We start from the raw sequence: 20,027 nt of genomic DNA, 5'->3' as shown, positions 1-20,027 counted from the left end.
ATGAGGGGGCCCTCACTCTCCTCGGATGCGCCGATCGCCTCGATGCAAAAAGTGACACCACTGACCGACGCGCAACGCCTTACGTCGGGCATGATCCCGCGGCCCGCTTGAAAAAGGCAATGCGCTGCGCAAGCTGCCCTTGGAGGAGCGGCACTCTGACACGCAAGCGGCGCGGCAGTAAGGTCGTGTGATGACGACATGCGACATCGGCAAGCCTCACCTGCGCCGTCTGCGTGACATCTGGCGGTCCGCCGGCTGGCCGTGCCACGACGTGCTGGAGGCCGAGCTGGTCGCTGCAGGCTTGCTGGAGCGCATGCGCGACGCCGAAGGCCGGGAGACCGTTCGTGTCAGCGACGCCGGGGTGCAGGCCATCGCCGCGTCGGTACAGGCCCATCGGGGCGCCCGCGATGCGCACGAGCAGCTGGTGGCGCAGGTGGCCACCGCGATGCAGCGCGCAGGGCGCCTCACATGGCAGCGGCTGAGCCTGCGTGCCCAGGTCGCAGGCGCCTGGGTGATGTCGCAGCCCGACGTGTTTTCCATCCGGCAGACGACGGTCGAGGCTTACGCGGAGCCGGTCGTGCACGAGATCAAGGTCCGCCGCGCGGATCTCCTGTCCGATCTGCGCCAGCCCGCCAAGGGGGCGGCCTACCTCGCGACGGCGTGCCAGTGCTGGTATGTGCTCAAGGCAGGCATCGGCGGCCCGGAAGACATCCCCGAGGCGTTCGGTGTGCTGATCGCGGATGCAGGCCGCCTGGACGTCGCGCGGGTCGCGCCCCACCGGCCGATGACGGTTGCGTTCGCCACCTGGATGGCCCTGGCCCGTGCCAATGCCGACGTCGCCGACCTGCACGCCCAAAGCTGGCTGTGCGCCGACGAGACCCCGGGGCCGTCGGCAGATTGAGCGCTGTACGCGGCGCCACGATTTGGTGGCAACCTCCGTTAACATAATGCGAATCATTCTTGATGCCATTCCGATGGTCATCTGATTCCGGAGCTGCCGTGCATTCGTCCATCCCCCGTCCGCTGTCCGCGCTGCTGCTCGGCGCCCTCGCCGCCTCGCCCGCCGCCCTGGCGCAGCCGGCGCCCGCCTCTCAGGCGCCGGTCCAGCAGGTGGTCATCCACGCCAGCGCCGACGCCTCGGCCGAGGGGCTGAAGGCACCCTACGCGGGCCGCCAAGTGGCCCGCGGGGGGCGGGTCGGCATCCTGGGCAACCAGGACATGATGGACACGCCGTTCAGCCAGACCAGCTACACGCAGGAGCTGATCCAGAACCAGCAGGCCATGAGCATCGGCGACGTGCTGAAGAACGACCCCACCGTTCGCCTGGCCCGCGGCTTCGGCAACTACCAGCAGGTCTACGTGATCCGCGGCTTCCCGGTGTATTCGGACGACATGTCCTACAACGGCCTTTACGGGTTGCTGCCGCGACAGTACCTGGCCGCGGAACTGGTCGAGCGCGTCGAGGTGCTGCGCGGTGTGAGTGCCTTCGTCAACAGCGCCGCGCCCGGCGGCAGCGGCCTGGGCGGCTCGATCAACGTGATGCCCAAGCGGGCGCCGAACGAAGCCGTCACGCAAGTGACGCTGGGCGTGGAGAGCGGCCCGCAGGGCTATCTGGCCGCCGACATCGCGCGCCGCTTCGGACCGGACAAGAGCACCGGTGTGCGCCTGACCGCGGTGCGCCGCGACGGCGACACCGCCATCGACCGGGAATCGCGCGAGCTGAGCCTGTTTGCCATCGGCGCCGACTGGCGCAGCCGCCGTGTGCGCGTCTCCGCCGACATCGGCTACCAGGAACACAAGCTGCGCGATGCCCGCCCCAGCGTGGACATCGACAAGTTCGGCTTCCCGGCGGCCGCCTTCGTGCCGCGCACCCCCGATGCCGACGCCAACCACGGCCAGGGCTGGACCCGCTCGGACGAGCGGGACACGTTCGGCACCGTGCGCGCCGAGTTCGACCTGGCCAACCAAACCACGGCCTGGGTTGCCGCCGGGATGCGCAACGGCAAGGAAAGGAACGATCTCGCCGGCGTGTACGTGGCGGACCGGGCCGGCAGCACCCTGGTGTCCCGTTTCGCCAACCAGCGCGAAGACGACGTCGCCACCGGCGAAGCCGGCGTGCGCACCTCGCTGACCACCGGCAGCGTCCGCCATGAGCTGGTGGCCTCCGCCAACCTGTTCTATTCGAAGGAGCACAACAACTACGCGATGTCGACGACCGACAGCGCCAACGACCTGTACGACACCGTGCCGGGCCCTGCGCCGGCGCTGGGTTTCTTCGGTGGCGACCTGCACGCCCCCCGGGTGGTCGGCCGCACGCGCACGCGCAGCATCGCGCTGGCCGACACCCTGGTGCTCGCCGACGACAGGCTGCGTCTGACCCTGGGCGTGCGCCACCAGACCATCGAGAGCTACGGCTACGACTACAACACGGGCCTGCAGACCGCACAGTACGACAAGAGCCGCACCACGCCGATGGCGGGCCTGCTGTTCAAGGCGTCGAAGCAGCTGTCGCTCTACGCCACCTATGCCGAAGGCCTGGTCAAGGGCGACACGGCCTCCGGGCAGGACATCGCCAACCAGGGCGAGGTGTTCGCGCCCTATGTCACCAAGCAGGGTGAGCTCGGCGCCAAGTTCGACCACGGCCGGTTCGGCGGCAACATCGCGCTGTTCCAGGCCCGCAAGCCGATCGCGGGGATCGTCGGCGACCGCTACGTCGGGTCCGCCTACAAGCAGCGCAACCGGGGCGTCGAAGGCACGTTCTTCGGCGAAGCGGCCCGGGGGCTGCGTGTGCTCGGCGGCCTGACGTACCTCGACACGGACGTGCAGGACAAGGACGCTGTCGGCGCACCCCGGTGGCAGTTCAACACCGGCGTCGAGTGGGACGTGCCGGGCCTTCCCGGGCTGGCGCTGACGGGCCGCGTCAACCACACCGGCCAGCAGTACGCCAACGCCGCCAACACGCTGAGGGTGGGGTCGTGGACCACGCTGGACGTCGGCGCGCGCTACGGCCTGGCGGTCGCCGAGCGCTTCGTCACACTGCGCGCCCACGTCAACAACCTGACCAACCGCGACTACTGGCAGTCGGTCGGCGGCTATCCGGGCGCCAACTACCTGGTGCTGGGCAACCCGCGCACGGTCGTCGTCTCCGCCAGCGTCGACTTCTGACGATGCTCAGCACCCGCGCCGTTCGTGCCTGGTCGGCGGTCCACACCTGGACCAGCCTGATCTGCACGGCCTTCATGCTGCTGCTGTGCCTGACGGGCCTGCCGCTGATCTTCCACCACGAGATCGGGCACCTGCTGGGCACCGAGATCGAAGCGCCGGATATGCCCGCTGCCTCGCCGCGCGCCGGCCTCGACGACGTGATGGCGCTGGCGACGTCCCGCTACCCGGGCAAGCAGGGCATGTTCGTCTCGCAGGAGGAGGATGACGACCGCGTGTGGTACGTCACCCTGTGCGAGAAGCCGGACTCCAACGAGGGGCTGAAGCAGGTCGCGGTCGATGCGCGCACCGGCCAGGCGCTGGGCGAGCCCCCGCTCGACAGCGGTTTCATGTACGTCATGTTCTCGCTGCACGTCGACCTCTTCGCCGGCCTGCCGGGCATGCTCTTCCTGGGGTTCATGGGCGTGCTGCTGCTGGTGGCGATCGTCTCCGGCACCGTGCTGTACGCGCCCTTCATGCGCAAGCTGCGTTTCGGCGACGTGCGCCGGGACCGCAGCCCGCGCGTGAAGTGGCTCGACCTGCACAACCTGCTGGGCATCGTCACGCTGGTGTGGTTCACCGTGGTGGGCGCCACCGGCGTCATCAACGCCTGGTCGGACCTGCTGGTCAAGTACTGGCAGTTCACCGAGGTGAACCAGATGCTGGCGCCGTACAAGGACAAGCCTCCGCTGACCGAACTGGGGTCGCTGCAGGACGCGGTGGCCGCCGCGAAGGCGCTGGACCCGTCGATGAAGGTCGCGTTCGTCGCCTTCCCCGGCACCTCCTTCTCGAGCCCGCACCACTACACGGTGTTCCTGCGCGGCGGCGACCACGTCTCGGCCAAGCTGCTGAAGCCCGTGCTGGTCGATGCGACCACCTCGCAGGTGACCAACACCGCGACGCTGCCGTGGTACCTGAAGGCGCTGCTGGTCTCGCAGCCGCTGCACTTCGGCGACTACGGCGGCCGGCCGATGCAGATCCTGTGGGCCGTGCTCGACGTCCTCACCATCGTCGTGTTGGGCAGCGGGCTCTACCTGTGGGTGGCGCGCCGGCGCAAGGCGGCGGCGGCCAGCGTCGTCGGGACGGGGCCGGTGGGGGAGCTGCCATGAGCCGCAGCCACACCCCGCCGCCGCCCGCGCAGCCCGCCGTCTGGCGGGCGCCGGTCACCATCGGCGTGCTCAGCGCCGTGGGCCTCGTCTCTGCGCTGCTGGGCGACGGCGCCTGGGACGCCGTGTCCTGGCTGGGGCTCGGCCTGCCCACGGCGGTGTGCCTCTGGTACGGCTGGAAGAAGTGAAGCCCGGCCTGGCAAGTGAGCCGGCCGCAGTCCACTGCCGCGTCACACCGCAGCCAGCGCGCTTTCCAGGTCGGCGATCAGGTCGTCGATGTGCTCGATGCCCACGCACAGGCGCACGGTGTCCTCGCCGACGCCGGACTTCTCCAGCTCCTCGGGCGACAGCTGCCGGTGCGTGGTCGATGCCGGGTGCGTGGCCAACGACTTCGCGTCGCCGATGTTCACCAGCCGCGTGAAGAGCTGCAGCGCGTCGAGGAAGCGCGCGCCGTCGGCCCGCTTGTCGCCCGACGTGCCCTTGACGCCGAAGGTCAGCAGGCCCGAGGCCTTGCCGCCGAAGTACTTCTTCGCCAGCGCATGGTCCGGGTGGTCTTCCAGGCCCGCGTAGTTGACCCAGGCCACCTTCGGGTGCTGCTTCAGGTATTGCGCCACCGCCAGCGCGTTGTCGCACACGCGGTCCATGCGCAGCGCCAGCGTCTCGATGCCCTGCAGGATCAGGAACGAGTTGAACGGCGAGATGGCCGAGCCCATGTTGCGCAACGGCACCACGCGCGCGCGGCCGATGTAGGCGGCCGGGCCCAGCGCCTCGGTGTAGACCACGCCGTGGTAGCTCACGTCGGGCTCGTTCAGGCGCTTGAAGCGCGCCTTGTGCTGCGCCCACGGGAACTTGCCGGAGTCGACAATCGCGCCGCCCACGCTGGTGCCGTGGCCGCCCAGGTACTTGGTGAGCGAGTGCACCACGATGTCGGCGCCGTGCTCGATCGGGCGGCTCAGGTAGGGCGACGGCACGGTGTTGTCGACGATCAGCGGCACGCCGTGGCGGTGCGCCACCTCGGCGATGCGGGCGATGTCGGTCACGTTGCCCTGCGGGTTGCCGAGCGACTCGACGAAGATGGCCTTGGTGCGGCTGTCGATCAGCGGCTCGAACGAGGCCGGGTCGCGGTGATCGGCGAAGCGCGTGCTGATGCCGTACTGCGGCAGCGTGTGCGCGAAGAGGTTGTAGGTGCCGCCGTAGAGCGCGGTCGACGAGACGATGTTGTCGCCCGCCTCGGCGATGGTGAGGATCGAGTACGTCACCGCCGCCTGGCCCGAGGCCAGCGCCAGCGCGGCGATGCCGCCTTCCAGGGCCGCGACGCGCTGCTCCAGCACGTCGGTGGTCGGATTCATGATCCGCGTGTAGATGTTGCCCGCCACCTTCAGGTCGAACAGGTCGGCGCCGTGCTGCGCGTTGTCGAACGCGTAGGCCACCGTCTGGTACAGCGGCACTGCGACCGACTTGGTCACGGGGTCGGGCTTGTAGCCGGCGTGGACCGACAGGGTCTCGAATTTGTGCTTGCGGGGTTCGCTCATGTCTCGCTCCTCCTGGACAAAGGCTTCAAAGGCCGGTGGCGGGGCCGGCAGGGTAGCGCGGAGCGTCCGTCTGGCAAAGCGCCGGCCGCGCATGCCCTTGCTCGCAGGGCGATGGAGAGGCAGCGATCGATATGCAGCGGCCGCAGATGCGCATGCGCAATGCTTCGTTCGCTGCTGGATTGGCAACACCTAGAGTGCGATGCATGTCAGCCTCGCTCGCCTCCCTGCCCCTCCGCCCCGCCGCGCCGGCCGGCCGCGTCGAGATCCGCCCGCTGGCCGGCCCGCTGGGCGCGGAAGTGTTCGGCCTCGATCTGTCGCGGCCGCTGGCGGACGACGACTTCGCGCGCATCCACCGGGCGCACCTCGATCACCACGTGCTGGTGTTCCGCGACCTGCGCATCACGCCCGGCGAGCAGGTGGCGTTCAGCCGCCGCTTCGGGCCGCTGCAGATCCATGTGCTGCGGCAGTTCCAGCTGCCCGGCCACCCGGAGATCCTGGTCGTCTCGAACATCAAGGAGAACGGCCAGCCGATCGGCCTGGGCGATGCCGGCCACTTCTGGCACTCCGATCTCTCTTACAAGGCGCTGCCCAGCCTCGGCTCGATGCTGCACGCACAGGAGCTGCCCGGCGAAGGCGGCGACACGCTGTTCGCGAACCAGCACCTCGCCTGGGACCGCCTGCCCGCCGAGCTGAAGAAGACCGTGGCCGGCCTGAAGGCCGAGCACCACTACCTGGCCAAGTACGCCGAGCTGCAGGCCCGCAACCCGTGGCGCCCCAACCTCACGCCCGAGCAGGTCGCCGAGGTGAAGCCGGTGGTGCACCCGGTGGTGCGCACGCACCCGGAAAACGGCCGCAAGGCGCTCTTCGTCAGCGAGCATTTCACGACCCGCATCGTCGACGTGCCCGAGGACGAAAGCCGCGCGCTGCTCGACGAGCTGTTCCACCTGACCACGCTGCCCGAGCTGGTGTACCGCCACGTCTGGGAGCCGCACGACATGGTGTTCTGGGACAACCGTTCCGTCACCCACCTGGCCGCCGGCTGCCCCGACCACCTGCGCCGCCGCCTGAACCGCACAACGATCGAAGGCACCGCGCCTTTCTGAATACCGACATGACGCTCAAGACCTTCTTCAAGCCGCTGCTGGCTTCCTCCCTTGCCGCGGCGCTGTCGTTCGGCGCCGTCTCGGCGGCCCATGCCGAAGGGCAGATCCGCATCGCCGAGCAGTTCGGCATCGTCTACCTGCTGCTCGACGTCGCCAAGGACCAGAAGCTGATCGAGAAGCACGGCAAGGCGCAGGGCGTCGACGTGAAGGTCTCCTTCGTGACGCTGAGCGGCGGCTCCGCGGTCAACGACGCGCTGCTGTCGGGCTCGATCGACATCGCCGGCGCCGGCGTCGGCCCGCTGCTGACGCTGTGGGACCGCACCTACGGCAAGCAGAACGTGCGCGGCGTGGCCTCGCTGGGCAACTTCCCGTACTACCTGGTCAGCAACAACCCGAGCGTCAAGACCATCGCCGACTTCACCGACAAGGACCGGATCGCGGTGCCGGCGGTGGGCGTCTCGGTGCAGTCGCGCGTGCTGCAGCTGGCCTCGGCCAAGCTGTGGGGCGACGCGCAGTACAACAAGCTCGACAAGATCAGCGTCGCGGTGCCGCACCCCGAGGCCACGGCCGCCATCATCAAGGGCGGCACCGAGATCACCGGCCACTTCGGCAACCCGCCGTTCCAGGAACAGTCGCTGGCCGGCAACCCGGCCGCGCACATCGTGCTGAAGAGCTACGACGTGCTGGGCGGTCCGGCTTCGGCCACGGTGCTGTACGCCACCGAGAAGTACCGCAAGGAGAACCCGAAGACCTACCGGGCCTTCACCGACGCGCTGGCCGAGGCGGCCGCGTTCATCACCAAGAACCCCGAAGAGGCAGCGGACATCTTCATCCGCACCAACCGCTCGAACGTCGACCGCAAGCTGCTGCTGTCGATCATCAAGAACCCCGAGGTGCAGTTCAAGCTGGCGCCCGAGAACACCTACGCGCTGGCCGAGTTCATGCACCGCGTGGGCGCCATCAAGAACAAGCCGGCCTCGGCGAAGGACTATTTCTTCGACGACGCCCACGTCGCCGGCGGCAACTGAGATGAGCAGTCCTTCCTTGCGCGCCGTGGCGGCCAGCGCGCCGCAGCCGCTGCTGCAGGTCGACGACGTCACCCTCGAATACGCCACGCGCGAACGGGTCGTGCGCGCCGCGCACCGCGTGAGCTTCGACGTGCATGCGGCCGACCGCTTCGTGCTGCTGGGCCCTTCGGGCTGCGGCAAATCGACGCTGCTGAAGGCCGTGGGCGGCTTCATCCCGCCGCGCGAAGGCGAGATCCGCCTCGATGGCCAGGCGGTGCACCAGCCGGGGCCCGACCGCATCGTCGTGTTCCAGGAGTTCGACCAGCTCCCGCCCTGGAAGACGGTGAAGGCCAACGTGATGTTCCCGCTGCTGGCTTCGCGCAAGCTCGGCCGCAAGGAGGCCGAGGAACGTGCGCTCGACTGCCTGGCCAAGGTGGGCCTGGCCAAGTTCGCCGACGCCTACCCGCACACGCTGTCGGGCGGCATGAAGCAGCGCGTGGCCATCGCCCGCGCGCTGGCGATGCAGCCCAAGGTGCTGCTGATGGACGAGCCCTTCGCCGCGCTCGACGCGCTGACGCGCCGCCGCATGCAGGAAGAACTGCTCGCGCTGTGGGACGACGTGCGCTTCACGCTGCTGTTCGTCACCCATTCCATCGAGGAAGCGCTGGTGGTGGGCAACCGCATCCTGCTGCTGTCGCCGCACCCCGGCCAGGTGCGCGCCGAGATCAACAGCCACCAGTTCGGCCTGCACAGCCTGGGCGGCGCCGAATTCCAGGCGACCACGCAGCGCATCCACGGCCTGCTTTTCGACGAACGACCCGTCGACGCACAACCCCTCGCGGCCTGACCGCCGCGCCGCTTCCTTCCCATCATGAATGCACTGGTGCCGCCGGTCCGGCCGGAATACGAACGCCCGCTCGACACGCTGCCCGACGCCAGGTCCGCGCCTGCCGAGCGTGCCCTGCCCTGGGCGCAGCGACTGTGGCAGCAGACCGCGCTGCGCAAGGGCGTCATCCTGGTGGTGCTGGCGCTGCTGTGGGAGGCGGCGGCACGGTGGCAGAACAACGACCTGCTGCTGCCCACGTTCACGCAGACCGCGCAGGCCTTCGCCAACGACCTGGCCAGCGGCGAGCTGCTCACCAAGGCGCGCATCTCCATCGGCGTGCTGCTGCAGGGCTACCTGCTGGGCATCGCGGCGGCGTTCGTGCTGACCACGCTGGCGGTGTCCACGCAACTGGGCCGCGACCTGCTGTCGACGCTCACGGCGATGTTCAACCCGCTGCCGGCCATCGCGCTGCTGCCGCTGGCGCTGCTGTGGTTCGGCCTCGGGCGCGGCAGCCTGGTCTTCGTGCTGGTGCACTCGGTGCTGTGGCCGCTGGCGCTGAACACCTACGCCGGGTTCCAGGGCGTGCCCGAGACGCTGCGCATGGCCGGCCGCAACTATGGCCTGCGCGGACTGCGCTACGTGCTGCTGATCCTGGTGCCCTCGGCGCTGCCGTCCATCCTGTCGGGCCTGAAGATCGGCTGGGCCTTCGCGTGGCGCACGCTGATCGCGGCCGAGCTGGTGTTCGGCGCTTCGTCGGGCGAAGGCGGCCTGGGCTGGTACATCTTCCAGAACCGCAACGAGCTCTACACCGACCGCGTGTTCGCCGGCCTGGCGATGGTGATCCTCATCGGGCTGACGGTGGAGAGCCTGGTGTTCAACACGCTGGAGCGGCTGACGGTGCGGCGCTGGGGCGTTCAAAGATAGGGTCCGCCTGCGGGCTCGGGCGGCCCGCGGCACACTTGAGGGCATGACTGCCCCCGATCGCCTCCTGGTCGCCTGCCTCTGCGCCGCCTGGTGCGGCACCTGCCGCGAGTACGAAGCCGTGTTCGACGCGGGCCGCGCGGCCGACGGCGGCGCGGCCGACTGGGTGTGGGTCGACATCGAGGACGAGGACGAGGTGCTCGGCCCGATCGACGTCGAGAACTTCCCCACGCTGCTGATCGCGCGGGGCGACACGGTGCTGTTCTTCGGCACCGTCACGCCGCATGCGCAGACGCTGCTGCGGCTGGTGCAGAACGCCCGCGCGGGCGACTTCCCGCCGCAGACCGACGCGCAACTGCACGGCCTGCCGGGCCGCGTGCGCGCCGTCCTGGCCGGCTGATCCCGTCGCCCGCGCGGGGGCGGCCCGCAGGCGCGGCACGCCATAGCCGCCACACGCATGACCAAGTGCAAAAGCATTCGTTGAGCGCACAAGGCGCGCGGGCTACCTTGTGGGCAAGCGCTGCCGGGGGCGGCGCGTGTGTCGGTCAACCCAAGAGGCCCTTTTCGCCATGAGCATCAACGCCATCAACGTTCGCAACCAGTTCCGCGGCAAGGTCCGTGAAGTGATCGAGGGGCCGGTGGTCTCCGAGGTCGACGTCGAGACAGCCGGCGGCCTGATCGTCACCTCGGTCATCACCACGCGCTCGGTCAAGGAACTCGGCATCGTGCCCGGCAAAGACGTGATCGCGCTGGTCAAGTCGACCGAGGTGTCGATCGCCACGCTGTAGGGCGCACGCACACCATGGTGCCCGCATTCGTCGCCAGGCAGCCGCGCACGGCCGCGCGGCTGCTGGTGGTGCCGGGGCTGAACGATTCCGGCCCCGCGCACTGGCAGAGCTGGCTGCAGTCGCTGCACCGCCACTCGGTGCGCGTGGTGCAGCGCGACTGGTCCACACCCGACCTGGACCGCTGGGCCGCCCGCATCGGCAGCACGCTGGAGCGGGCCGGCCCGGGCCCGTGGATCGCCGCCGCGCACAGCTTCGGCTGCCTCGCGGTGGCCCGGCACCTGGCGCTCCGGCCCGATTCGCCGATCTCTGCCGCCCTGCTGGTGGCGCCGGCCGACCCGGACAAGTTCGGCGTGGCCGGCCTGCTGCCGGCGCAGGCGCTGCCGGTCCACAGCACCATGGTGACCAGCGACACCGACCCGTGGATGACCGCCTCCAACGCGCGCCGCTGGGCACAGCGCTGGGGCAGCCACACCGTCAACCTCGGCGACGCCGGCCACATCAACAGCGAGGCCGGCTTCGGCCCGCTGCCGTTCGCGCGGCGCTGGATCACCGCGATGGCGCAGCGGCTGGAACGCAGCCAGCGCGCCAGCCGCGCATCGCTCGCCGAGTGGTCGTTCGCGATCTGACCGGCCAGACCCCTTCCCCATTCCATCAGGAGCCCCGCATGCCCAGCCTGCGCCTTGGCGACACCGCCCCCGACTTCGAGCAACAGTCCTCCGACGGCCCGATCCGCTTCCACCAATGGCTCGGCGACAGCTGGGGCGTGCTGTTCTCGCACCCGGCCGATTTCACGCCGGTGTGCACCACCGAACTCGGCCTCACGGCCAAGCTGAAGGACGAGTTCGCCAAGCGCAACGTGAAGGCCATCGCGCTGTCGGTCGACCCGGTCGACAAGCACGGCGAATGGATCCAGGACATCAACCGCACGCAAAACACGGTGGTCAATTTCCCGATCATCGCGGACGCCGACCGCAAGGTCAGCGAGCTGTACGACCTGATCCACCCCAACGCCAGCACCACGGCCACCGTGCGCTCGCTGTTCGTGATCGACCCGGCCAAGAAAGTGCGGCTCGTCATCACCTACCCCGCCAGCACCGGCCGCAACTTCGACGAGATCCTGCGCGTGATCGACTCGCTGCAGCTCACCGACCACCACAGCGTGGCCACGCCGGGCAACTGGAAGCAGGGCGAGGACGTGGTGATCGTGCCTTCGCTGCAAGACCCGGACGTGATCGCGAAGAAGTTTCCGAAGGGCTATACCGCCGTCACGCCCTACCTGCGGCTCACGCCGCAGCCCGACCGCGGCTGAGCCCCAAGCGCGCCGCTTCCTCGTTTTTCGCATGAAGGTGGAACGAAGCATTCGTTCCTTGTAGAGCAGGGGGTTTCTACGATCCCGTTCAACGTCATCCACTTCCGTGCTCGGGATCGCCATGAATCTGAAGAAGACCCTGCTCGTCGGCGCGCTGCTCGCCACCGCCGTCGGCGCGTTCGCCAAGGACGTCACCTTGCTGAACGTCTCGTACGACCCGACGCGGGAGCTGTACGTCGAATACAACGCGGCGTTCTCGAAGTACTACAAGGCCAAGACCGGCGACAACGTCACCATCAAGCAGTCGCACGGCGGCTCGGGCAAGCAGGCGCGCTCGGTGATCGACGGCATCGATGCCGACGTGGTCACGCTCGCACTGGCCTACGACATCGACGAGATCGGCGCGAAGGCCAAGCTGCTGCCCGCCGACTGGCAAAAGCGCCTGCCGCACAACAGCGCGCCCTACACCTCGACCTACATCTTCCTGGTGCGCAAGGGCAACCCCAAAGGCATCAAGGACTGGGGCGACCTGGTGAAGCCCGGCGTGTCGGTGATCACCCCGAACCCCAAGACCTCCGGCGGGGCGCGCTGGGGCTACCTGGCCGCCTGGGGCTGGGCGCTGAAGCAGCCCGGCGGCAGCGAGGCGAAGGCCAGGGAGTTCGTCGGCAAGGTGCTGGCCAACGTGCCGGTGCTCGATTCCGGCGCCCGCGGCTCGACCGTTACCTTCGCCGAGCGGGGCCTGGGCGACGTGCTGCTGGCCTGGGAGAACGAGGCGCACCTGTCGCTGAAGGAGTTCGGCGCCGACAAGTTCGACATCGTCTACCCGCCCAGCAGCATCCTGGCCGAGCCGCCGGTGACGATCGTCGACAAGGTGGTCGACAAGAAGGGCACGCGCGCCGTGGCGCAGGCGTACCTGGAGTACCTCTACACGCCGGAAGGCCAGGAGATCGCCGCGAAGAACTTCTACCGGCCGATCGACCCCAAGGTGGCAGCGAAGTATGAGAAGAACTTCCCGAAGATCCAGCTCTTCACGATCGACGAGGTCTTCGGCGGCTGGGCCAAGGCGCAGAAGACGCACTTCGCCGACGGTGGCACCTTCGACCAGATCTACACCCGCAAGTAGGGCACTGCGTTTGCCGGGAAAATCGGCCGCCTTCGGGCGGCTCATTTGTTTTCCTCATAAGCACAAGCGAATTCAGTGGTTTGTGATGAGGAACCCGCGTCTTACATTCGCAGTTCGCATTTGAGATCGGTTTGATATGAACACTTCTTCTTTCCGTGCCCCGTCGATCCTTCGCCGCAGCCTGCTGGCCCTGGCGCTGGCCAGCAGCGCGGGTTTGAGCTTCGCGGCCGGCCCCACGCTGCTGAACGTCAGCTACGACGTCGCGCGTGAGCTGTACAAGGAAATCAACCCGGCCTTCCAGAAACAATGGAAGCAGAGCACGGGCGAAGACGTCACGATCAACCAGAGCCACGGCGGCTCCAGCAAGCAGGCGCGTTCGGTGCTCGAAGGCCTGGAGGCCGACGTGATCACCATGAACCAGTCGAGCGACATCGACATCCTGGCCACGCGCGGCAAGCTGCTGCCCGAGGACTGGGCCAAGCGCCTGCCCAACAACGCCTCGCCCACCACCTCGGTCACCGTGATCCTGGTGCGCAAGGGCAACCCGAAGGGCATCAAGGACTGGGCCGACCTGGCCAAGCCCGGCACCAGCGTGGTGATCCCGAACCCGAAAGTCACCGGCAACGGCCGTTACACCTACGTGGCGGCCTGGGGCTCGGTGCTGAAGGCCGGCGGCAACGCCACCCAGGCGCGCGAGCTGGTGCAGAAGATCTTCGCCAACGTGCCGGTGTTCGACGGCGGCGGCCGCGCGGCCACCACGACCTTCGCGCAGCGCAACATCGGCGACGCGCTCGCCACGTTCGAAAGCGAAGTGAACCTGATCAAGGCCGAGTTCGGCGACAACTTCGACGTGGTCTATCCCAAGTCCACCATCCTGGCCGAGAACCCGGTGGCGGTGATCGACAAGGTCGTCGACAAGAAGGGCACGCGCAAGCAGGCCGAGGCCTACCTGAAGTTCCTGTACACCGAGGAAGCCCAGGCCATCGCCGCGAAGCACCAGCTGCGCCCCCGCTCGCCCGCCCTGCTGGCCAAGTACGCGAAGGACTTCCCGCAGGTCACCACATTCACCATCGACGAGTACTTCGGCGGCTGGACCAAGGCCCAGAAGGACCACTTCGACGACGGCGCGATCTACGACCAGATCCTGGCCGCTGGCAAGAAGTCGTGATCTTCTCGCGCACCCTGCTCAGGCGGCACAGCGTGCTGCCGGGCTTCGACATCACGCTCGGGTTCACGCTGCTGTACCTGAGCCTGATCGTCCTGATCCCGCTGTCGTCCGCCTTCCTGAAGACGTTCACGATGACCTGGCCCGCGTTCTGGGAGGCGGTGGCCTCGCCGCGCGTGGTGGCCTCGTACCGGCTCACGTTCGGCGCCTCGTTCGCGGCCGCCGCGCTCAACGGCGTGTTCGGCCTGGTGATCGCCTGGGTGCTGGTGCGCTACGAATTCCCCGGCAAGCGGGTGGTGGATGCACTGGTCGACCTGCCGTTCGCCCTGCCGACCGCGGTGGCCGGCATCGCGCTGACGGCGCTCTATGCCACCAACGGCTGGATCGGCCAGTACCTCGCGCCCTTCGGCATCAAGGTGTCGTTCACGCCGCTGGGGGTGTTCGTTGCGCTGGTGTTCATCGGCCTGCCCTTCGTCGTGCGCACGCTGCAACCGGTGCTGGAGGACGTCAAGAAGGAGCTGGAGGAAGCCGCGGCCACGCTGGGGGCCACGCGCTGGCAGACCTTCCGAATCGTGATCTTCCCGATCCTGACCCCGGCGCTGCTGACCGGCTTTGCGCTGGCGTTCGCGCGTGCGCTGGGCGAGTACGGCTCGGTGATCTTCATCGCCGGCAACATGCCGATGATCTCCGAGATCACGCCGCTGCTCATCATCACGAAACTGGAGCAGTACGACTACGCCGGTGCCACCGCCATCGCGGTGGTGATGCTGGTGATGTCCTTCGTGCTGCTGCTGCTCATCAACCTGCTGCAGGCCTGGACTCGCAAGCGCCAAGGCGGCAACTGACCATGTCCCACACCACCCTCGCCGCGCCGGCAGCCGGCCCGGGCGCACACCACGCGCCGCGCACCGCGCTGGCCGCCACCGCCGAACCTCCGTGGGTCCGGCGCCTGCTCATCGCGGTGGCGCTGGCCTTCCTGTCATTCTTCCTCTTCATCCCGCTGGTGGCGGTGTTCGCCGAGGCCTTCAAGAAGGGTGCCGACGTGTACCTGGCCGCGATCGTCGAGCCCGACGCGGTGTCGGCCATCAAGCTGACGCTGATCGCGGCCGCGGTGTCGGTGCCGCTGAACCTGGTGTTCGGCGTGGCGGCGGCCTGGTCCATCGCCAAGTTCGACTTCCGCGGCAAGAACCTGCTGCTCACGCTGATCGACCTGCCGTTCTCGGTGAGCCCGGTGATCGTCGGCCTGATCTACATGCTGGTGTTCGGCCTGCAGGGCTGGTTCGGCGAATGGCTGCGCGACCACGACCTGAAGATCGTCTTCGCGCTGCCCGGCATCGTGCTGGCCACAGTATTCGTGACCTTCCCGTTCGTCGCGCGCGAGCTGATCCCGCTGATGCAGGCGCAGGGGCAGGAGCAGGAGGAGGCCGCCCGCGTGCTGGGCGCCAACGGCTGGCAGATCTTCTGGCGCGTGACGCTGCCCAACGTGAAGTGGGCGCTGCTGTACGGCGTGATCCTGTGCAACGCGCGGGCGATGGGCGAGTTCGGCGCGGTCTCGGTGGTTTCGGGCCACATCCGCGGGCAGACCAACACGATGCCGCTGCACATCGAGATCCTCTACAACGAATACCAGTTCGCGGCCGCGTTCGCGGTGGCCTCGCTGTTGGCCGGGCTGGCACTGGTGACGCTGGTGCTCAAGCTGCTCGTCGAGCGCAAGGTGCGGGCGGAGAAGCAATTGGCGGGCGCAGAAGCATGAGCATCGAGATACGCAACCTCAACAAGTCGTTCGGCAAGACGGTCGTCTGCGACAACCTGAACCTCGACATCCCGTCCGGCGAACTCGTCGCGCTGCTGGGGCCCTCGGGCTCGGGCAAGACCTCGCTGCTGCGCATCATCGCGGGGCTGGAGCGGCCCGATGCCGGCACCGTGCTCTTCCACGGCAAGGACGCCACGTTCGACGACGTGCGCGACCGCAACGTCGGCTTCGTGTTCCAGCACTACGCGCTGTTCGCGCACATGTCGATCTTCGAGAACGTGGCCTTCGGGCTGCGTGTGCGGCCCAAGGCCACGCGGCCGAGCGAGGCCGAGATCCGCTCCAAGGTGAACGCGCTGCTGAAGCTCGTGCAGCTCGACTGGATCGCCGACCGCTACCCGCACCAGCTCTCCGGCGGCCAGCGCCAGCGGATCGCACTGGCCCGCGCATTGGCGGTGGAGCCGCAGGTGCTGCTGCTCGACGAGCCCTTCGGCGCGCTCGACGCCAAGGTGCGCAAGGAACTGCGCCGCTGGCTGCGCCGCCTGCACGACGAGATGCACGTGACCAGCGTCTTCGTCACCCACGACCAGGACGAAGCCATGGAAGTGGCCGACCGCGTGGTGGTGATGAACCAGGGCCGCATCGAGCAGGAAGGCACGCCGGACGAGGTCTACGACCACCCGGCCACGCCCTTCGTGCTGCAGTTCCTGGGCGACGTGAACCTGTTCCACGGCCGGCTGGGCCACGGCCCCGGCGGCGCGCAGGGCGAGGTGAGCTACGTGCGCCCGCACGAACTCGACATCGTCGAGCACGGCGACGAGCACACCTGGGCGGTGACGCTGTCGCAGGCGCTGACGGTCGGGCCGCAAACGCGGGTGGAGTTCAAGCGCAACGACGACGGCAGCTACGTCGACGTGGAGCTGCCGCGCGAGGCCTGGAGCGTGCTGCGCGACCGCCTGCACCTGAAGCCCGGCAGCGCGGTGCACCTGCGCCCGCGCCGCGTGACGCGCTTCGACGACCACAACGCGCCGATCGACCCCGCCGCGGCCATCTGACACCCGCGCCGCGCTATCCGGGGATCTCGGGCTCGACCAGCCTCGCCAGCTGCGCCAGCGATTCCTGCCAGCCCAGATAGCAACCCTCCTCCGGGATGACCGAAGGAATGCCGGTCTGCTCGATGCTCACGTCGGTACCACACGACACGGCGCGCAGCACGACCGTGGTCTGCATCGTGCCCGGCAGGTTCGGGTCGTCGAACACGGCCGTGTAGCGAATGCGCTCGTGGGGCGCCAGCTCCAGGTACTCGCCGCCGAACGCATGGCTGTGGCCGCTGGTGAAGTTGGTGAACGACATGCGGTAGCGGCCGCCCACCTGTGCATCGATCTGGTGCACGGCGGCGGTGAAGCCGAACGGCGGCAGCCACTTGGCGAAGGCGTCGGCGGTGGTGAAGGCGCGGTAGATGCGCTCCGGCGGTGCGCGCAGCACACGATGAAGCCGGACGGTGTTCGTGGTCATGATCGGATCCCGGTAGCTCGAGGACGGCCCTCAACCTACACGACGAACGCCGCCCCGACAATTCGACATCTCACCGCGGCATCAGGCGCGTCTCGCTGTCCAGCCACGCCTTCAGCTCGGCCGGCGGCAGCGGGCGCGCGAAGAGGTAGCCCTGCGCCACCTGGCAGCCCTGGCTGGTCAGCAGGTGGTGCTGGTGGGTCGTTTCCACGCCTTCGGCCACCACCGTCAGGTGCAGGCTCTCGCCGATGCGGATCACCGCCTGGCTCAGCGCGCGGGCGGTCTCGTCATGCTCCAGGTCGTGCACGAAGCTCTGGTCGAGCTTGAGCTCGCTCACCGGCAGGCGGCGCAGGTAGCTCAGGCTCGAGTAGCCCGTGCCGAAGTCGTCCATCGCCAGCCGAACGCCCTGCGCGTGCACCTCGCCGATCGTCTTCATCGTGCTGGGGTGGGTGTCCAGCAGCACGCTTTCGGTCAGCTCCAGCGTCAGGTCGTGGGGCGCCAGCGAATGGGTGCGCAAGGTGTCGGCGATCATCCGCGGCAGGTCGAGGTTGTGGAAGCTGGTCGGCGACAGGTTGACCGACACCGCCGGCACGGCCAGCCCGCCGGCGCGCCACTCGGCCAGCTGCCGGCAGGCCTCGCCCAGGGCCCAGCGGCCGAGGTCGCCGATCAGCCCGCACTCCTCCGCCAGCGGGATGAAACGCGCCGGCGGCACCGGGCCGAGCCGCGCATGGTGCCAGCGCGCCAGCGCCTCCACGCCGTAGATGCGGCCGGTCTTCAGGTCGATCTGCGGCTGGTAGTGCAGCGCCAGGCCGCCGTCGCGCAAGGCGTCCCGCAGCGCGGTCTCCAACGCCAGGCGCTCCTGCGCCAGCACGTTCATCTCGCTGCTGAAGAAGCTGAAGCGCCCGCGGCCCCCGTTCTTCGCCTGGTACATCGCCATGTCGGCGCGGTGCAGCAGCGTCTCCATGTCGCGGCCGTCGGCGGGGAACATCGCGATGCCGACGCTGGCCGACGGCCTGAGCGTCACCCCGCCCACCTCGCACGCCGTGGCCAGGCCCGCCTGCAGACGCTCGACCGCGTCGGTGGCCTGCGTCGCATCGCACTGCGGCAGCACCACCACGAACTCGTCGCCCGACAGCCGGCCGGCGATGTCGGAGCCGCGCACCTCGGCCTGCAGGCAGCGGGCCACATGGCGCAGCAGCTCGTCGCCGGCCGGGTGGCCCAGCGAATCGTTGACCTGCTTGAAGCGGTCCAGGTCGATGAACAGCACGGCCAGCGGCGTGCCGTTGCGCATCGCGCCGGCGATGGCCTGGTCGGCCTTGGCATGCAGCAGGCTGCGGTTGGGCAGGCCGGTGAGCGCGTCGTAGAAAGCCAGTTTGCGGATGCGCAGGCGCGAGCGCTCGCGGTCGAGCGCCAGCGCGCACAGGTGGACGCAGGCCTCCACCAGCTGCCGGTGGAAGGGATCGGGTTCGGCGGGCGCCCGGTAGTAGAACGCGAAGGTGCCCGACACGCGCCGGTCGGCGCCGTGGATCGGCGTCGACCAGCAGGCCCGGTAGCCCAGCGGCAGGATGAGGTCCTTGTAGGGCGCCCACAGCGGATCGCTCGCGATGTCGGTGACCACCACGGCTTCGCCGCGCCAGGCCGCCGTGCCGCAGGAGCCGACCGCCGGGCCGATCGCCACGCCGTCCAGCGCCTTCGAGTACTCGGGCGGCAGGCTGGGTGCCGCCAGCGGATGCAGCCGGCCCTCGTCGTCGACCTCCAGGATTGAGGCGCAGATCTCGGGCGCGATGCGCTCGACCTCGCGGCACACCAGGTCAAGCACGTCGGCCAGCGGCTGCTCGCGTGCCATCGCCTCCAGCACGCGGTGCTGCAGCACCTCGTGCATCTTGGCGCGGGTGATGTCGGTCAGCACGGAAACGGTGTTGAGCAGGGTGCCGTCGGCGGCCATCACCGGATTGGTCAGCACGCTCGCCCAGTAGCGCTGGCCGTCCCGCCCCTGAACGATCTCCTCGCGCCGCACCGGCTGGCCGGCCTGCAGCGCGGCACGGAACGCCTCGGTGAACGCGGCCGACATCTGCGGTGCGAGCAGCGCGATCGGCGCGCGGCCGGCCGCTTCTTCCAGCGTCCAGCCGAACATCCGCGTGAAGCCGGCATTGACGTAGAGGATGCGCCACTGCCCGTCGCCGATGATCACCGCGTTGTCGGTCGCATCGGCCACCAGCGACAGCCGCCGGGTGTGCTCGTGCGCACGTGCCTCCTCGCAGATCCGGGCGCTGACGTCGGTGGCGATCTTCACGATGCGCGCGACGCGGCCGTCGCCGTCGCACACCGGTGCGTAGGTGGCTTCCAGCCAGGTCGGTCTGCCGTCGGCCCGGCGGCGCTCCGCGCAGCCCGAGAACGCCTCGCCCTTCAGCAGCCGCGCCCACAAGGCCTGGTAGTCGGCCGAGGCGGCGTACTCCGGCGGGCAGAACAGGCTGTGCGGACGGCCGCGGACCGCCGCCAGGTCCTCGTACCCGAGGATCGCGAGGTAGTTGGTGTTGGCATGCAGCAGGCGGCCGTCCGGGGCGAACTCGGCGATCGCCACCGCGCGGTCGAGCGCGCGCAACAAAGCCGCCCCGCCGGTCCGCAGGCTCGCCAGGTCTTGATCGGTCATCGTCCTGCTCCATCGAGCGGCCCCGCGGCCGCAC

The 20,027-nt window shown here is 69.0% G+C and carries 20 protein-coding genes; 17 read left to right on the top strand and 3 right to left on the bottom strand.

Annotation, left to right across the window (positions count from 1 at the left end):
• The first annotated feature begins 190 nt into the window (after window positions 1-190).
• From V4F39_RS24370 to V4F39_RS24355, 4 genes are all read left to right on the top strand, one after another.
• Window positions 191-901, top strand: a complete 711-nt coding sequence (locus tag V4F39_RS24370; protein WP_332292741.1) for a hypothetical protein — start codon at window positions 191-193, stop codon at window positions 899-901.
• 98 nt (window positions 902-999) lie between these two features.
• Window positions 1,000-3,165 carry a TonB-dependent receptor gene (locus tag V4F39_RS24365; protein WP_332292739.1) on the top strand — a complete coding sequence of 722 codons (2,166 nt, stop codon included), beginning with the start codon at window positions 1,000-1,002 and terminating at the stop codon, window positions 3,163-3,165.
• A 2-nt stretch (window positions 3,166-3,167) separates the two neighbouring features.
• On the top strand, window positions 3,168-4,310 hold the full coding sequence (locus tag V4F39_RS24360) for a PepSY-associated TM helix domain-containing protein (RefSeq protein ID WP_332292737.1): 1,143 nt from the start codon (window positions 3,168-3,170) through the stop codon (window positions 4,308-4,310).
• Window positions 4,307-4,495, top strand: coding sequence for a hypothetical protein (locus V4F39_RS24355; RefSeq protein WP_332292736.1), 189 nt, complete (start codon window positions 4,307-4,309; stop codon window positions 4,493-4,495). The genes V4F39_RS24360 and V4F39_RS24355 overlap by 4 nt, the downstream gene beginning before the upstream one ends.
• Window positions 4,496-4,537: 42 nt before the next feature.
• Here V4F39_RS24355 and V4F39_RS24350 read toward each other — a convergent pair whose 3' ends face one another.
• A complete protein-coding gene (locus V4F39_RS24350) occupies window positions 4,538-5,839 on the bottom strand; it encodes an O-acetylhomoserine aminocarboxypropyltransferase/cysteine synthase family protein (RefSeq protein ID WP_332292735.1) in 1,302 nt (433 codons plus the stop codon).
• A gap of 203 nt (window positions 5,840-6,042) precedes the next feature.
• Here V4F39_RS24350 and V4F39_RS24345 point away from each other — a divergent pair, with 203 nt between their 5' ends.
• The 13 genes from V4F39_RS24345 (at window position 6,043) to V4F39_RS24285 (ending at window position 16,886) form a co-directional block, all read left to right on the top strand.
• Entirely contained in the window at window positions 6,043-6,942 is a 900-nt protein-coding gene (locus tag V4F39_RS24345; RefSeq protein WP_332292734.1) for a TauD/TfdA dioxygenase family protein, read from the top strand.
• An 8-nt stretch (window positions 6,943-6,950) separates the two neighbouring features.
• Window positions 6,951-7,970, top strand: a complete 1,020-nt coding sequence (locus tag V4F39_RS24340; RefSeq protein ID WP_332292732.1) for an ABC transporter substrate-binding protein — start codon at window positions 6,951-6,953, stop codon at window positions 7,968-7,970.
• Between the two features lies 1 nt (window position 7,971).
• Entirely contained in the window at window positions 7,972-8,796 is an 825-nt protein-coding gene (locus tag V4F39_RS24335) for an ABC transporter ATP-binding protein (RefSeq protein ID WP_332292730.1), read from the top strand.
• Window positions 8,797-8,820: 24 nt separating this feature from the next.
• Window positions 8,821-9,699, top strand: coding sequence for an ABC transporter permease (locus tag V4F39_RS24330; RefSeq protein WP_332292728.1), 879 nt, complete (start codon window positions 8,821-8,823; stop codon window positions 9,697-9,699).
• Between the two features lie 43 nt (window positions 9,700-9,742).
• A complete protein-coding gene (locus V4F39_RS24325; RefSeq protein WP_332292725.1) occupies window positions 9,743-10,096 on the top strand; it encodes a thioredoxin domain-containing protein in 354 nt (117 codons plus the stop codon).
• 169 nt (window positions 10,097-10,265) lie between these two features.
• Window positions 10,266-10,484: a TOBE domain-containing protein gene (locus V4F39_RS24320; protein WP_332292723.1), complete on the top strand. Its 219-nt coding sequence runs from the start codon at window positions 10,266-10,268 to the stop codon at window positions 10,482-10,484.
• A gap of 14 nt (window positions 10,485-10,498) precedes the next feature.
• The gene (locus V4F39_RS24315) at window positions 10,499-11,110 is read left to right on the top strand and encodes an RBBP9/YdeN family alpha/beta hydrolase (RefSeq protein ID WP_332292721.1); all 612 of its coding nucleotides are present in this window, start codon (window positions 10,499-10,501) and stop codon (window positions 11,108-11,110) included.
• Window positions 11,111-11,148: 38 nt separating this feature from the next.
• On the top strand, window positions 11,149-11,793 hold the full coding sequence (locus tag V4F39_RS24310) for a peroxiredoxin (RefSeq protein WP_332292720.1): 645 nt from the start codon (window positions 11,149-11,151) through the stop codon (window positions 11,791-11,793).
• A 121-nt stretch (window positions 11,794-11,914) separates the two neighbouring features.
• On the top strand, window positions 11,915-12,916 hold the full coding sequence (locus V4F39_RS24305; RefSeq protein WP_378235096.1) for a sulfate ABC transporter substrate-binding protein: 1,002 nt from the start codon (window positions 11,915-11,917) through the stop codon (window positions 12,914-12,916).
• Between the two features lie 136 nt (window positions 12,917-13,052).
• Window positions 13,053-14,084, top strand: a complete 1,032-nt coding sequence (locus tag V4F39_RS24300) for a sulfate ABC transporter substrate-binding protein (RefSeq protein ID WP_332292718.1) — start codon at window positions 13,053-13,055, stop codon at window positions 14,082-14,084.
• On the top strand, window positions 14,081-14,926 hold the full coding sequence (gene cysT, locus V4F39_RS24295; protein WP_332292716.1) for a sulfate ABC transporter permease subunit CysT: 846 nt from the start codon (window positions 14,081-14,083) through the stop codon (window positions 14,924-14,926). Before V4F39_RS24300 ends, cysT begins: the two co-directional genes overlap by 4 nt.
• 2 nt (window positions 14,927-14,928) lie before the next feature.
• Window positions 14,929-15,834, top strand: a complete 906-nt coding sequence (cysW, locus tag V4F39_RS24290) for a sulfate ABC transporter permease subunit CysW (RefSeq protein ID WP_332292715.1) — start codon at window positions 14,929-14,931, stop codon at window positions 15,832-15,834.
• On the top strand, window positions 15,831-16,886 hold the full coding sequence (locus V4F39_RS24285) for a sulfate/molybdate ABC transporter ATP-binding protein (protein WP_332292713.1): 1,056 nt from the start codon (window positions 15,831-15,833) through the stop codon (window positions 16,884-16,886). The genes cysW and V4F39_RS24285 overlap by 4 nt, the downstream gene beginning before the upstream one ends.
• 13 nt (window positions 16,887-16,899) lie before the next feature.
• Here the strand turns inward: V4F39_RS24285 and V4F39_RS24280 are convergent, their stop codons facing one another.
• On the bottom strand, window positions 16,900-17,346 hold the full coding sequence (locus V4F39_RS24280; protein ID WP_332292712.1) for an SRPBCC family protein: 447 nt from the start codon (window positions 17,344-17,346) through the stop codon (window positions 16,900-16,902).
• Between the two features lie 70 nt (window positions 17,347-17,416).
• Window positions 17,417-19,993 carry a sensor domain-containing protein gene (locus V4F39_RS24275; protein ID WP_332292711.1) on the bottom strand — a complete coding sequence of 859 codons (2,577 nt, stop codon included), beginning with the start codon at window positions 19,991-19,993 and terminating at the stop codon, window positions 17,417-17,419.
• Between the last annotated feature and the right edge of the window lie 34 nt (window positions 19,994-20,027).

It is taken from the genome of Aquincola agrisoli, assembly GCF_036621135.1.
Lineage (GTDB): Bacteria > Pseudomonadota > Gammaproteobacteria > Burkholderiales > Burkholderiaceae_C > Aquincola > Aquincola agrisoli.
This window is presented reverse-complemented; position numbering and strand designations above follow the sequence as displayed.

Excerpts from the sequence above, each read along its gene's own strand:
- V4F39_RS24335 (WP_332292730.1), top strand. The coding sequence starts at position 7,972 with ATGAGCAGTCCTTCCTTGCGCGCCGTGGCGGCCAGCGCGCCGCAGCCG.
- V4F39_RS24345 (WP_332292734.1), top strand. The coding sequence starts at position 6,043 with ATGTCAGCCTCGCTCGCCTCCCTGCCCCTCCGCCCCGCCGCGCCGGCC.
- V4F39_RS24325 (WP_332292725.1), top strand. The coding sequence starts at position 9,743 with ATGACTGCCCCCGATCGCCTCCTGGTCGCCTGCCTCTGCGCCGCCTGG.
- V4F39_RS24315 (WP_332292721.1), top strand. The coding sequence starts at position 10,499 with ATGGTGCCCGCATTCGTCGCCAGGCAGCCGCGCACGGCCGCGCGGCTG.
- V4F39_RS24285 (WP_332292713.1), top strand. The coding sequence starts at position 15,831 with ATGAGCATCGAGATACGCAACCTCAACAAGTCGTTCGGCAAGACGGTC.
- V4F39_RS24280 (WP_332292712.1), bottom strand. The coding sequence starts at position 17,346 with ATGACCACGAACACCGTCCGGCTTCATCGTGTGCTGCGCGCACCGCCG.
- cysW (WP_332292715.1), top strand. The coding sequence starts at position 14,929 with ATGTCCCACACCACCCTCGCCGCGCCGGCAGCCGGCCCGGGCGCACAC.
- V4F39_RS24360 (WP_332292737.1), top strand. The coding sequence starts at position 3,168 with ATGCTCAGCACCCGCGCCGTTCGTGCCTGGTCGGCGGTCCACACCTGG.
- V4F39_RS24310 (WP_332292720.1), top strand. The coding sequence starts at position 11,149 with ATGCCCAGCCTGCGCCTTGGCGACACCGCCCCCGACTTCGAGCAACAG.
- V4F39_RS24370 (WP_332292741.1), top strand. The coding sequence starts at position 191 with ATGACGACATGCGACATCGGCAAGCCTCACCTGCGCCGTCTGCGTGAC.
- V4F39_RS24330 (WP_332292728.1), top strand. The coding sequence starts at position 8,821 with ATGAATGCACTGGTGCCGCCGGTCCGGCCGGAATACGAACGCCCGCTC.
- V4F39_RS24275 (WP_332292711.1), bottom strand. The coding sequence starts at position 19,993 with ATGACCGATCAAGACCTGGCGAGCCTGCGGACCGGCGGGGCGGCTTTG.
- V4F39_RS24320 (WP_332292723.1), top strand. The coding sequence starts at position 10,266 with ATGAGCATCAACGCCATCAACGTTCGCAACCAGTTCCGCGGCAAGGTC.
- V4F39_RS24350 (WP_332292735.1), bottom strand. The coding sequence starts at position 5,839 with ATGAGCGAACCCCGCAAGCACAAATTCGAGACCCTGTCGGTCCACGCC.
- V4F39_RS24355 (WP_332292736.1), top strand. The coding sequence starts at position 4,307 with ATGAGCCGCAGCCACACCCCGCCGCCGCCCGCGCAGCCCGCCGTCTGG.
- V4F39_RS24300 (WP_332292718.1), top strand. The coding sequence starts at position 13,053 with ATGAACACTTCTTCTTTCCGTGCCCCGTCGATCCTTCGCCGCAGCCTG.
- V4F39_RS24305 (WP_378235096.1), top strand. The coding sequence starts at position 11,915 with ATGAATCTGAAGAAGACCCTGCTCGTCGGCGCGCTGCTCGCCACCGCC.
- V4F39_RS24340 (WP_332292732.1), top strand. The coding sequence starts at position 6,951 with ATGACGCTCAAGACCTTCTTCAAGCCGCTGCTGGCTTCCTCCCTTGCC.